Origin of the sequence: Mycobacterium sp. M26 (genome assembly GCF_001494595.1) — a bacterium.
Taxonomy (GTDB): Bacteria; Actinomycetota; Actinomycetes; order Mycobacteriales; family Mycobacteriaceae; genus Mycobacterium.
On sequence record NZ_LN929908.1, the window covers coordinates 140,830 to 152,998 of the forward strand.

The following is a 12,169-nucleotide window of genomic DNA, read 5'->3' on the forward strand; positions in this document are numbered from 1 at the left end:
TTAACGCTTGATGAACGGGCGGATGTGCGCCCTGATGTGATGAATCTTGCCATCAGCGACGGGGATCAGAAACGTCTCGTCGATGTGGGCGCACACCTTCGCGCCGGCCAGCGACGGCTTGGTGATCACGTCGAAGAGCGCCCGGATCTCATCACCGTTGACGGTGAACTCCGGTGCTGTCACCGCGGAGATGATGCGGTACTGCGGGCCACGGTTCAGGCTGCGGCGCAAGTGATCTCCGGAGAAGCCGGTCTTGAGTCCGACCTCGATGCGTGTGCAGTCCGGCGCAAACGGGACGTCATCAGCCTTGTGACTGGCGAGGGCCTCGATGTACGCGCGCGCCGCTGCGACCCGTTCTTCCTCGGAGGAGGGCACTAGATCCGCTCGATGATCGTTCCGGTCGACAGCGCACCACCGGCACACATCGTGATCAGCGCGGTGCTCTGATCGGTGCGCTCGAGTTCGTGCAAGGCGGTGGTGATCAACCGGCTGCCGGTGCTGCCCACCGGGTGGCCAAGGGCGATCGCGCCGCCGTTGACATTGACCTTGTCCAGGTCGGCGCCATGCACCTGCGCCCAGCTGAGCACCACCGAGGCGAACGCCTCATTGATCTCGGTCAGGTCGATGTCGCCCATCTTCATGCCGGCCTTTTCCAGCACCCGTGCGGTGGACTGCACCGGGCCGTCGAGGTGGTAGTAGGGCTCGGCACCGACGAGGGCCTGGGCGACGATGCGGGCGCGCGGGCGCAGGCCCAGTGCGCGCGCCTTGTCCTCGTCCATCCACAGCACCGCCGCGGCGCCGTCGGAAATCTGCGACGACGTCCCCGCGGTGTGGATGCCGCCCTCGATCACCGGCTTGAGCGCGGCCAGGCCTTCCAGGGTGGTCTCGCGCAGACCCTGGTCGCGGCTGACGAAGTGCCGCTCGGCGGTGGGCTGCTTGTTCTCGTCGAGGATCGGTGCCTCGATCGGGGAGATCTCGCGGTCGAAACGGTTCTCGTCCCAGGCCCGCTTGGCTTTTTGCTGGGAGATCAGGCCGAGGTGGTCGATATCCTCACGGGTGATGCCGCGCCGCTTGGCGATGCGCTCGGCGGCGGTGAACTGGTCCGGCATGTCGATGTCCCACGACGCGGCGCGGATCGCCGAGCGGTCCGGACCGGCGTTGGCGCCCAGGCCGACGCGGCTCATGGCCTCAATCCCGCAGGCGATGCCGACGTCGATCGCGCCGGTGGCGATCAGACCCGCGATCAGGTGGTTGGCCTGCTGGGCGCTGCCGCACTGGCAGTCGACGGTGGTGGCACCGATCTGCTCGGGCAGGCCGGCGGTCAGCCAGGCCACCCGGGTGATGTTGTTGGACTGCTCGCCGTACTGGGTGACGCACCCGCCGATGACCTGCTCGACCTCTCCTGGGTCGATCCCGGCCTTCTCCACGAGCGCCTTCTGAACCGCCCCCAACAGCTCGGTGGCGTGCAGACCGGACAACCAGCCGCCCCGCTTTCCGATCGGGCTGCGGGTGGCTTCGACGATGACAGGATTACCCATGAGGTCAGGCTAGAACACGTTTCATTACTCTGACAAGCGAGGATGCTTTTGCGCCTTTTGTCTGCGGTGGAGCCGTGTTTTACTGGCACTAGAACACGTCATATCGAGGAGCGCGCGATCATGCCAACCCCCAACCTGCCGCACGGATTCGACTTTCTGGATCCGGACCGCAACGTCAAGAAGTTGCCGGTCGAAGAGCTCGCTGAGCTGCGTGAGGTCGCGCCGATTTGGTGGTGCGAGCAGCCTATCGGAAAGGGTGGCTTCAACGACGGCGGCTACTGGGTGGTCACCAAGCACAAGGACGTCAAAGAGGTGTCCCGGCGCAACGACATCTTCTCGAGTTGGGAGAACGGCGCCATCCCGCAGTTCCCCGACGACATGGCGCGTGAGGACATCGATCTGCAGCGCTTCGTCATGCTGAACATGGACGGGGAGCACCATGACCGGCTGCGCCGGATCATCTCCAAGGGCTTCACGCCGCGGGCGGTCAACCGCCTGCAGGACGAGCTCAACGATCGCGCTCAGGCCATCGCGAAAGCCGCTGCGGCAGAGGGATCCGGTGACTTCGTCGAGCAGGTGTCCTGTGAGTTGCCGCTGCAGGCGATCGCCGGACTTCTGGGTGTGCCGCAGGAGGATCGCGAGAAGCTGTTCCGCTGGTCCAACGAGATGACCGGTGGTGAGGATCCGGAGTTCGCTGACGTCGACCCCAAGCAGTCCTCGATGGAGGTGCTCGCCTACGCCATGCACATGGCGGGGGTGAAGACGGCGAACCCCGGCGACGACATCGTCACCGCGCTGGTCAATGCCGATATCGACGGCGAGAAGCTGTCCGAAGACGAGTTCGGCTTCTTCGTGATGATGCTGGCGGTGGCCGGCAACGAGACCACCCGCAACTCCATCACCCACGGCATGATCGCCTTCGCGAACAACCCCGAACAGTGGGAGCTCTACAAGAAGGAGCGTCCGTCGACCGCGGCCGATGAAATCGTCCGGTGGGCCACCCCGGTCACCGCGTTCCAGCGCACCGCCCTCGAGGACTTCGAACTGAGCGGGGTGACCATCAAGAAGGGTCAGCGGGTCGTGATGTTCTACCGCTCGGCCAACTTCGACGAAGAGGTGTTCGACGATCCGCACACCTTCAACATCCTGCGCGATCCGAACCCGCACGTCGGTTTCGGCGGCACCGGGGTGCACTACTGCATCGGGGCCAATCTGGCGCGGATGACCATCAACCTGATCTTCAACGCCGTCGCTGATCACATGCCCGATCTCACTTCTATCGGCACGCCGGAGCGGTTACGTTCAGGATGGCTTAACGGCATCAAACACTGGCAGGTCGACTACACCGGTAAGACGCCGGCCACCGTCTAGACAACGACACGAGGAGGATTCGGGTGGATTTCACTCCGGACCCGGAACAGCAGGCTGTCGCCGATGTGGTGACCTCCGTCCTGGAGCGCGAGAACAGCTGGGAGGCATTGGTTTCCGGGGGCGTGACGGCCCTGGGCGTGCCCGAGCGACTCGGTGGTGACGGGGTCGGACTGCCCGAGGTCGCCACGGCGCTGACCGAGATCGGCCGCCACGGCACGGTCTCACCGGCACTGGCGACGCTGGGGCTGGGCCTGATCCCGTTGCTCGATCTGGCGTCCGAGGCCCAGCAGGACCGGTTCCTCAGCGGGGTGGCCAAGGGAGCGATCCTGTCGGCGGCGCTCAATGAGCCCGGGGCCTCGCTGCCGGACCGACCGGCGACCACACTGGCCGGTGGCAGGTTGAACGGCACCAAAGTTGCCGTCCCCTACGCGGAGCAGGCCGACTGGCTGGTGGTCACCGCTGACAACGGGGTTGTGGTGGTCTCACCGCAGGCCGCCGGTGTCGAGCTGACGAAGACCCCGACCTCCACCGGCGGTGACGAGTACGCCGTCACCTTCACCGACGTCGCCGTCGAGTCCGACGATGTACTCGACGGCGCGACCCCGCACCGGGTCAACCAGCTGGCCTCGGCCGCCATCGGCGCGTTCGCGGCCGGCCTGGTGGCCGGTGCGCTGAAGCTGACGGCGGGCTATGTCGCCAACCGTGAGCAGTTCGGCAGGCCGCTGTCCACCTTCCAGACGGTGGCCGCACAGCTGGCCGAGGTCTACATCGCCTCGCGCACACTGGCTTTGACCGCCAACTCGGTGATTTGGCGGCTAGCCGAGGGGCGCGACGCCGACGACGACATCGACGTCCTCGGCTACTGGCTGACATCGCAGGCGTCGCCGGCGATGCAGACCTGCCATCACCTGCACGGCGGCATGGGTATGGACATCACCTACCCGATGCACCGGTATTACTCCACGATCAAGGACCTCACCCGTCTATTGGGTGGCCCCTCTTATCGCCTCGACCTGGTGGGAGCGCAATGTTCATCGAACTGACCCCCGAGCAGCGTCAGCTGCAAGCCGAAATGCGGCAGTACTTCGCCAATCTCATCTCGCCCGAGGAGCGAGCGGAGATGGAGGTCGACCGCCACGGCAAGGCCTACCGCGCGATCATCAAGCGGATGGGCTCCGACGGCAAGCTCGGTGTGGGCTGGCCCAAGGAGTTCGGCGGCCACGGCTTCGGCCCCGTCGAGCAGTCCATCTTCGTCAACGAGGCGGCCCGTGCGGACGTCCCGCTGCCGGCGGTCACGCTGCAGACCGTGGGCCCCACCCTGCAGGTGTACGGCACCGAGGCGCAGAAGAAGAAGTTCCTGCCGGCGATCCTGGCCGGCGAGGTCCACTTCGCCATCGGATACTCCGAGCCGGAGGCCGGCACCGACCTCGCGTCGCTGCGTACCTCTGCGGTGCGGCAAGGTGACGAGTACATCGTCAACGGGCAGAAGATCTGGACCACCGGCGGGCATGACGCCGATTATGTCTGGCTGGCCTGCCGGACCGATCCGGATGCGGTGAAGCACAAGGGGATTTCGATCCTCATCGTCGATACCACCGATCCGGGCTACTCCTGGACCCCGATCATCCTGTCCGACGGTGCGCACCACACCAATGCCACCTACTACAACGATGTCCGGGTCCCGGTCGACATGCTCGTCGGCGAGGAGAATGCCGGCTGGCGGCTGATCACCACCCAGCTCAACCACGAACGCGTCATGCTCGGACCGGCCGGCCGGATCGCCGGGATCTACGACCGGGTACACGAGTGGGCGTCCAAGCCCGGCGGCAACGGCGTGACACCGCTGGACCACGACGACGTGCGCCGGCTGCTCGGTGAGATCAAGGCGATCTGGCGGGTCAACGAGCTGCTCAACTGGCAGGTCGCGGCCGCGGGCGAGACCATCGACATCGCGGATGCCGCTGCTACCAAGGTGTTTTCGACCGAGCGGATCCAGCGCATCGGCCGGCTCGCCGAGGAGATCGTGGGCAAGTACGGCAACCCGGCCGAGCCGCAGACCGGCGAACTGCTGGACTGGCTGGACTCGCAGACCAAGCGCAACCTCGTCATCACCTTCGGTGGTGGCGTCAACGAGGTGATGCGAGAACAGGTCGCCGCGTCGGGCCTCAAGGTGCCGCGGGTGCCTCGGTGAGCGCAATTGACGACATCCGCGCGGCCGCGGAGAAGGTGAAGGCCGACGGAAAGAGCAAGCCGCGCACCGGCCGTCATCCGGTGAACCAGCCGATGATCGACCACTGGCTGGATGCCCTCGGCGACAAGAACCCGATCTACGTCGACGAGGCGGCTGCCAAGGATGCGGGCCACCCCGGCACCGTCGCCCCGCCGGCGATGATCCAGGTCTGGACGATGATGGGTCTGGGCGGTGTGCGTCCCGACGACGATCCGCTGGGCAAGATCATCACGCTGTTCGACGAGGCCGGCTACATCGGCGTGGTCGCCACCAACTGCGAGCAGACCTACCACCGCTACCTGCGTCCGGGCGAAGAGGTCAGTGTCAGTGCGGAACTGACCGACGTCGTCGGCCCCAAGACGACGGCACTGGGTGAGGGTTTCTTCATCACGCAGAAGATCACCTGGTCCGTCGGTGACGAAGATGTCGCCGAAATGATGTGGCGCATAATGAAGTTCATCCCCGCGGATAAGGCGCAGGCCGCGCCGTCGTCCGTCCCGGACGATCTGGACCCGGCGTTCATGATGCGGCCCGCGCCCTCGAAGGACACCCAGTTCTTCTGGGATGGTGTCAATGCGCACGAGCTGCGCCTGCAGAAGCGCCCGGACGGTACGTTGCAGCACCCGCCGGTTCCGGCGCTGTGGGCGGATAAAGAGGCCCCGTCCGACTACGTCGTCGCCAGCGGCAAGGGCACGGTGTTCAGCTTCGTCGTGCACCACGCGCCCAAGGTGCCCGGCCGCACGGTGCCGTTCGTGATCGCGCTCGTCGAACTCGAGGAGGGCGTGCGCATGCTCGGCGAGCTGCGCAACGTCGACCACTCGAAGGTGGAGATCGGATTGCCGGTTCACGCAACGTATATCGACTTCCCGGCCGGTGAGGACGGGCCGGCGTGGACCCTGTATGCATGGGAGCCGGACGCATGAGTGCACCGACAGTGGAAGTAGGCACCAAGCTTCCCGAACTGGCTTTGTACGGAGATCCCACGTTCATCGTGTCGACGGCCATCGCCACCCGCGACTACCAGGATGTCCACCACGACCGGGACAAGGCGCAGGCCAAGGGGTCCAAGGACATCTTCGTCAACATCCTCACCGACACCGGTCTGGTGCAGCGCTACATCACCGACTGGGCGGGGCCGAACGCGATCATCAAGACGATCGGGCTGCGCCTCGGTGTGCCGTGGTACGCCTACGACACGGTGACGTTCAAGGGTGAGGTGACCGCTGTCGAGGACGGCCTGATCACCGTGAAAGTTGTTGGCAGCAATAGCCTCGGCGACCATGTGATCGCAACGTCGACGTTGACCATCGGAGGAAACGCCTGATGCCCGGTGAGCTCTCGGGAAAAGCGGCCATCGCCGGTATCGGTGCCACGGACTTCTCCAAGAACTCCGGACGCAGTGAACTTCGGCTGGCCGCCGAGGCAGTGCTGGATGCGCTCGACGACGCGGGTCTGACCCCCGCCGACGTCGACGGCATGGTGACGTTCACCATGGACTCCAATACCGAGGTGGCCGTCGCGCGCGCGACAGGTATCGGTGATCTGAAGTTCTTCTCCAAGATCCACCACGGTGGCGGTGCAGCGTGTGCGACGGTGCAGCAGGCCGCGATTGCGGTGGCCACCGGTGTCGCGGATTGTGTTGTGGCATACCGGGCTTTCAACGAGCGCTCGGGTATGCGGTTCGGCCAGGTGCAGCTGCGGCTGATCCAGGGTGCGGACTCCACCAGCGTGGACAACTCGTTCTCCTACCCGCACGGTCTGTCCACCCCGGCTGCGCAGGTGGCGATGATCGCCAAGCGCTACATGCACCTGTCGGGTGCGACCAGTCGGGACTTCGGCGCGATCTCGGTGGCCGACCGCAAGCATGCGGCCAACAATCCGAAGGCGTACTTCTACGGCAAGCCGATCACCATCGAGGAGCATCAGGAATCCCGCTGGATCGCCGAGCCGCTGCGGCTGCTGGACTGCTGCCAGGAGACTGACGGCGGCGTGGCCATCGTGGTTGTGTCAGCCGAGCGGGCCAAGGATCTCAAGCACCGCCCGGCGGTCATCGAGGCGGCCGCGCAGGGCTCCAGCCCGAACCAGTATTCGATGGTGAGCTACTACCGTCCGGAGTTGGATGGCCTGCCGGAGATGGGCCTGGTCGGCAAGCAGCTGTGGTCGCAGTCGGGTTTGAAGCCGACGGATATCCAGACCGCGATCCTCTATGACCACTTCACTCCCTTCACGCTGATTCAGTTGGAGGAGTTGGGGTTCTGCGGGTGGGGTGAGGCCAAGGACTTCATCGCCGACGGTGCCATCGAGCTCGGCGGACGGCTGCCGATCAACACCCACGGCGGTCAGCTGGGCGAGGCCTACATCCACGGCATGAACGGCATCGCCGAAGGTGTGCGTCAGCTGCGCGGAACCTCGGTGAACCAGGTGCCCGACGTCGAGCATGTGCTCGTCACCGCCGGTACCGGCGTGCCCACCTCAGGCCTCATCCTCGGCTAGTTTTTCCGCTCCTTCCCGCCGAGCGTCACACCAGAGTGACTCTGGGCACCGAGCGTCGCTCTCGTGTGACGCTCGCCAAGCCTGTCAGTGGTCGGGGGCAGACTGCCGCCATGATTGAGCCCTTTCTGGGAAGTGAGGCTGTCGCGGCGGGTGATCTCGCGAAGAGTGAGTTGCGCAGCCGCCGCTACACTCGGCTTTTCCCGAACGTGTACGTCGTGGCCACGGCGGATCCGGATCCATCTCTACAGGCGCGAGCGGGGTGGCTATGGTCAGGGCGCCAAGCGGTCGTGGCGGGGCGATCTGCCGCCGCAGTCTTCGGCGCTCAGTGGATTGACCCGCAGACCCCGGTCGACCTGATTCACCGCAACCGCAACAGACTGCCCGGCATCGCCGTCCGGGGTGACCGTCTTGGTCATGACGAGATCATGGCCGTCGACGGTATGGCTGTCACGACTCCGGCGCGTACTGCGTTGGACGTGGCCTGTTGGTATCCACGAGCCACCGCACTAGCGGTCTTGGACGACCTCGCCCGGGCTGCCCCGTTTCGTATGGACGATGTCATGGCACTGCTCGAACGTTATCCCGGCCGCCGAGGCATCCGGCAGGCTCGGAACATCCTCGAGCTCGTTGACGCGGGCGCTCAGTCGCCAAGAGAGACCTGGCTACGTGTTCTCCTCATCGACGCGGGACTGCCGATTCCGACGACGCAGATTCCGGTCTACGACGACTACGGCCAGCTGGTGGGCTACCTCGACATGGGGTGGGAAGACATCAAGGTCGCTGCTGAGTACGACGGCGAACAACATCGCAAAGACCGGCGGCAGTACACGTGGGACGTCCGTCGGCTCGAAACGCTGGAACGCCTGGGGTGGATCGTGATCAGAGTTGTCGCCGGTGACCGTCCGATCGACATCATCCGACGCGTCAGCGAGGCAATTGCCCGTCGAGCGTCACATCAGAGTGGCGTTCGACGCTCAGCGTGACTCTGGTGTGACGTTCGGCGTGCGACCAACAAACCTAGGCCGGGACGAACTCCACATCGGAGAGCACGACGGCGTCGTCGCGACCGGGGGCGGTGACCACACCGACGTAGCGCCCGTCTTCTTTCCACGCGCTGACCTTGATGGTCTCGCCCGGGAAGACGACGCCGGCGAAGCGGGCACCGTAGCTACCGACCTGAGCGGCGTCCCCGTCGAGCAGAGTGTCGACCAGTGCCTTGCACGTCATGCCGTAGGTGCACAGCCCGTGCAGGATCGGCCGCGGAAAGCCCGCTGCCGCAGCGAATTCCGGGTCGGAGTGCAGCGGATTGCGATCCCCGCACATGCGGTACAGCAGCGCCTGCTGGGGTGACACGGCGATCGAGATCTCATGGTCAGGTGCACGCTCGGGTGCGGCCACCGACGTCGACGGACCGCGCTCACCGCCGAAACCACCCTCACCGCGGGCGAAGATCGACCGCTTGGTAGTCCACAGCAGCGTGCCGGAAGGGTCGGTCACCGTCATCTCGCTGACGATCACCGCGGCCTTGCCCTTGTCCCAGATCTCGGTGAACTTCTGCGCCGAGCGCGCCGTTCCGCTCGGCGGGATGGGCGCGGCCACCGTCACCGCCTCGCTGGCGTGCAGCACCTTGCTCAGCTCGATGTCGATCCCGGGGAACTGCACCTTCGGCGCCTCGGTCATGTGGAAGCTGGCCGCCACGCTGCTGAACGTCGGCAGCACCTGCGGGGTTCCGTCGGTCAGGTAGCGCAGCTCGCGGGGGTCCATCGGGTCCTGGCCCGCCCCCAGACCCAGGTGGTACAGCTGCACATCGCTACTGCTCCACGAGAACTCGATGGGATCCAGCTCGGCGCCGAGTGCAACGTCGAGATCGATTGGCATGTCAGCCCTTCCTGGAGTCTGATGTCGCCGGCCCGGCAGCTCCGGCAATGTCGAGCGCAGCCAGGTAGCCGAAGGTCATCGCGGGACCGATGGTGCCACCCGGGCCGGGATAGGTATGACCCATCACCGGCGAGCTGACATTACCGGCCGCATACAGACCCTCGATAACCGAGCCGTCGTCGCGCAGAGCACGCCCGCGCACGTCGGTGCGGATACCGCCCTTGGTCCCCAGGTCGCCCGGCACCATCTTGGCCGCGTAGAACGGACCATGCTTGATCTCGCCGAGGTTCGGATTGGGCTTGTTGGTCGGGTCGCCGTAGTAGCGGTCGTAGGCGCTCTCCCCGCGGTGGAAATCCTGGTCGACCCCCGAGCGGGCGAAGCCGTTGAACCGCTCCACCGTGGCCAGGAAGGCATCAGCCGGCAGGCCGGTCTTCTCGGCCAGCTCGGCCAGGGTATCGGCCTTGACGATGACCCCGGATTCCATCCACTTCTTCGGAATGCGCTGTCCCGGTTGCAATCCGGCGAAGATGAAGCGGTCGCGGTACTGCTGGTCGAAGACCAGCCACGCCGGAACATTCTCGCCCGGCCCGGAGCCCTGTCCGTACTGGCCGCCGTACATGTGATGGCAGGCCTCCACGTAGGGCATCGACTCGTTCATGAACCGCTTGCCGGACAGGTTGACGATGATCGAGCCGGGGGAGTTGCGCTCGGAGAGGGCGAACCACGGCGCACCCACCAGCGGCACGGTCGGGCCCCACCAGGCGTCCTCCATCAATTCCAGCGCGGCGCCGAGCTTCTCGGCGGCGACGATGCCGTCGCCGGTGTTGGCCGCCGCGCCCACCGTCCACTCCGTGGTGATCGGCGCGCGCTGGTACTTGATCCGCATCTGCTCGTTGTGCTCGAAGCCGCCGGAGCCCAGGATCACCCCGCGGCGCGCCCGGATCAGCTTCGGGTCAGCGGCTTCCGGTCCCGTGGTGTCGCGCACGTAGATACCGCGGACCACGCCGTCCTCGACGTAGAGATCGGTCAGCGCGGTGTTCAGCAGAACCGGAACCCCGGCCTTGCGCAGGGCGATGCGCAGCGGGGCGATCAGCGCGCGGCCCATGCCGACAAGGTTCTTGCCGCGTGCGGTGGCCCACATGGTGCGGGCGCCGACCTTTAGGCTGCGCAGGACCCCGCGGGGATGGCGCTTGAGCTGGTTGAGCCGGACGTAATCCTGTTGCATGACAACGACGTTGAGCGGCACCTTGCCGTAGGCGGGCTCCAGGAACTTCTCGTCCGGGCCCAGCTTCTTGGCGTCGAACGGCTTGGGCTCGATCGAGCGTCCACCGGGCCGCCCGCCCGGGGCCTCCGGGTAGTAGTCCGAGTAACCCGGCACCCAGCACATCTTGAGCGGGCTGTTCTTCAGGACGAACGACATCATCTCGGGGCCGCGCTCGAGGTAGGTGTCGATCCGTTCCGGCTCGACCACGTCGCCGATGATGTGGTGCAGATAGGTCCGCGCGGCGTCCTTCGTGTCGGTCACGCCATCGCGCTTGAGGATCTCGTTGTTCGGGATCCACACGCCACCGCCGGACCGTGCGGTCGAGCCACCGAAGTGGGCAGCCTTCTCCACGAGCACGGTGGATAGTCCCTGGTGGGCCGCCGTGAGGGCAGCGACCATGCCGGCCGCACCGCTTCCGACGACGACGACGTCGAACTCCTGAGCTGTCATACTAGAACACGTTATAGAATTGCCCCGTCCGGGCGCTACTGACCCCGCCTTTCCGGTCAGCGGAACGCTTACCACGTGGGTACCCGGATAGGCCTAGAATTTCTTCCGCCGGGCGCCGTTCGCCCCGGTCATACCGATGAGGGGACAGCCGGGAATGCTCTCTGTTGCCACGCGTGCAGAACTTGCCGCCGAGCTCGCCGAGGCGGAGCGCAGCCGGGTTCCGATGACACCCCTGACCGCCAACCACCCCGACATCGACGTCGTCGATGCCTACGAGATCCAGCTCATCAACATCCGCCAGCGGGTGGCGGAGGGCGCCCGGGTGGTCGGCCACAAGGTGGGCCTGTCCTCGGAGGCGATGCAGAAGATGATGGGCGTCGACGAGCCGGATTACGGTCACCTGCTCGCCGACATGGAGGTCTACGAAGACGTGCCGGTCCCGGCCGGCCGCTTCCTGTTCCCGCGCGTCGAGGTCGAGGTCGGGTTCATCCTGGCCGACGATCTGCCGGGCGAGGGCTGCACCGAGGACGACGTGCTGGCCGCCACCGCGGCGTTCGCCCCGTCGATCGAATTGATCGACACCCGCATCAAGGACTGGAAGATCGCGCTGTGCGACACCATCGCCGACAACGCATCGTCGGCGGGTTTCGTGCTCGGCAAGGAGCGGGTGTCGCCCAAGGACATCGATATCCAAGCCATCGATGCGGTGCTGACCCGCAATGGCGAGGTGGTGGCCGAGGGCCGTAGCGACGCCGTGCTGGGCAACCCGGTCACCGCCGTCGCGTGGCTGGCCCGCAAGGTCGACAGCTTCGGCGTCCGCCTCAAGGCCGGCGACATCGTGTTGCCGGGATCGTGCACCAGGGCGATCGACGCCCGCCCGGGCGACGAGTTCGTCGCCGACTTCACCGGTCTGGGTTCAGTCCGGCTGTCATTCGAGTAAGAGGA

Annotated in this window: 12 protein-coding genes; 8 read left to right on the forward strand and 4 right to left on the reverse strand. The window is 66.0% G+C overall.

Features of this window, described 5'->3' with window-relative positions:
* Both BN3385_RS10050 and BN3385_RS10055 read right to left on the reverse strand, forming a co-directional pair.
* Positions 1-375, reverse strand: a complete 375-nt coding sequence (locus BN3385_RS10050; protein WP_059016649.1) for a DUF8021 domain-containing protein — start codon at positions 373-375, stop codon at positions 1-3.
* A complete protein-coding gene (locus tag BN3385_RS10055) occupies positions 375-1,538 on the reverse strand; it encodes a steroid 3-ketoacyl-CoA thiolase (protein WP_059016650.1) in 1,164 nt (387 codons plus the stop codon). The genes BN3385_RS10050 and BN3385_RS10055 overlap by 1 nt, the downstream gene beginning before the upstream one ends.
* Positions 1,539-1,658: 120 nt before the next feature.
* Here BN3385_RS10055 and BN3385_RS10060 point away from each other — a divergent pair, with 120 nt between their 5' ends.
* The 7 genes from BN3385_RS10060 to BN3385_RS10090 all read left to right on the forward strand — a co-directional run bounded on the left by BN3385_RS10060 (position 1,659) and on the right by BN3385_RS10090 (position 8,615).
* Positions 1,659-2,909, forward strand: a complete 1,251-nt coding sequence (locus BN3385_RS10060; RefSeq protein ID WP_059016651.1) for a cytochrome P450 — start codon at positions 1,659-1,661, stop codon at positions 2,907-2,909.
* Between the two features lie 23 nt (positions 2,910-2,932).
* Positions 2,933-3,952, forward strand: coding sequence for an acyl-CoA dehydrogenase family protein (locus BN3385_RS10065; RefSeq protein WP_059016652.1), 1,020 nt, complete (start codon positions 2,933-2,935; stop codon positions 3,950-3,952).
* Complete coding sequence (gene fadE29 / locus BN3385_RS10070; RefSeq protein ID WP_059016653.1) at positions 3,937-5,100, forward strand: acyl-CoA dehydrogenase FadE29; 1,164 nt, start codon at positions 3,937-3,939, stop codon at positions 5,098-5,100. Before BN3385_RS10065 ends, fadE29 begins: the two co-directional genes overlap by 16 nt.
* The gene (locus tag BN3385_RS10075) at positions 5,097-6,062 is read left to right on the forward strand and encodes a bifunctional MaoC family dehydratase N-terminal/OB-fold nucleic acid binding domain-containing protein (RefSeq protein WP_059016654.1); all 966 of its coding nucleotides are present in this window, start codon (positions 5,097-5,099) and stop codon (positions 6,060-6,062) included. The genes fadE29 and BN3385_RS10075 overlap by 4 nt, the downstream gene beginning before the upstream one ends.
* Positions 6,059-6,463, forward strand: a complete 405-nt coding sequence (locus BN3385_RS10080) for a MaoC family dehydratase (protein ID WP_059016655.1) — start codon at positions 6,059-6,061, stop codon at positions 6,461-6,463. Before BN3385_RS10075 ends, BN3385_RS10080 begins: the two co-directional genes overlap by 4 nt.
* Positions 6,463-7,632 carry a 17-hydroxy-3-oxo-4-pregnene-20-carboxyl-CoA lyase gene (gene ltp2, locus BN3385_RS10085; protein ID WP_059016656.1) on the forward strand — a complete coding sequence of 390 codons (1,170 nt, stop codon included), beginning with the start codon at positions 6,463-6,465 and terminating at the stop codon, positions 7,630-7,632. Before BN3385_RS10080 ends, ltp2 begins: the two co-directional genes overlap by 1 nt.
* A gap of 110 nt (positions 7,633-7,742) precedes the next feature.
* Entirely contained in the window at positions 7,743-8,615 is an 873-nt protein-coding gene (locus BN3385_RS10090; protein ID WP_059021776.1) for a type IV toxin-antitoxin system AbiEi family antitoxin, read from the forward strand.
* Positions 8,616-8,649: 34 nt separating this feature from the next.
* Here the strand turns inward: BN3385_RS10090 and chsH3 are convergent, their stop codons facing one another.
* Both chsH3 and kstD read right to left on the reverse strand, forming a co-directional pair.
* Entirely contained in the window at positions 8,650-9,510 is an 861-nt protein-coding gene (gene chsH3 / locus BN3385_RS10095; protein WP_059016657.1) for an enoyl-CoA hydratase ChsH3, read from the reverse strand.
* A gap of 1 nt (position 9,511) precedes the next feature.
* On the reverse strand, positions 9,512-11,224 hold the full coding sequence (gene kstD / locus BN3385_RS10100; protein ID WP_059016658.1) for a 3-oxosteroid 1-dehydrogenase: 1,713 nt from the start codon (positions 11,222-11,224) through the stop codon (positions 9,512-9,514).
* Between the two features lie 154 nt (positions 11,225-11,378).
* Between kstD and BN3385_RS10105 the strand changes: the two genes are divergently transcribed.
* Entirely contained in the window at positions 11,379-12,164 is a 786-nt protein-coding gene (locus BN3385_RS10105; protein WP_059016659.1) for a 2-keto-4-pentenoate hydratase, read from the forward strand.
* The last annotated feature ends 5 nt before the right edge of the window (positions 12,165-12,169 follow it).

Bases quoted from the DNA above. Each gene is read 5' to 3' on its own strand.
- BN3385_RS10055 (WP_059016650.1), bottom strand. From the start codon at position 1,538: ATGGGTAATCCTGTCATCGTCGAAGCCACCCGCAGCCCGATCGGAAAG.
- BN3385_RS10060 (WP_059016651.1), top strand. From the start codon at position 1,659: ATGCCAACCCCCAACCTGCCGCACGGATTCGACTTTCTGGATCCGGAC.
- fadE29 (WP_059016653.1), top strand. From the start codon at position 3,937: ATGTTCATCGAACTGACCCCCGAGCAGCGTCAGCTGCAAGCCGAAATG.
- BN3385_RS10080 (WP_059016655.1), top strand. From the start codon at position 6,059: ATGAGTGCACCGACAGTGGAAGTAGGCACCAAGCTTCCCGAACTGGCT.
- ltp2 (WP_059016656.1), top strand. From the start codon at position 6,463: ATGCCCGGTGAGCTCTCGGGAAAAGCGGCCATCGCCGGTATCGGTGCC.
- BN3385_RS10090 (WP_059021776.1), top strand. From the start codon at position 7,743: ATGATTGAGCCCTTTCTGGGAAGTGAGGCTGTCGCGGCGGGTGATCTC.
- chsH3 (WP_059016657.1), bottom strand. From the start codon at position 9,510: ATGCCAATCGATCTCGACGTTGCACTCGGCGCCGAGCTGGATCCCATC.
- kstD (WP_059016658.1), bottom strand. From the start codon at position 11,224: ATGACAGCTCAGGAGTTCGACGTCGTCGTCGTCGGAAGCGGTGCGGCC.
- BN3385_RS10105 (WP_059016659.1), top strand. From the start codon at position 11,379: ATGCTCTCTGTTGCCACGCGTGCAGAACTTGCCGCCGAGCTCGCCGAG.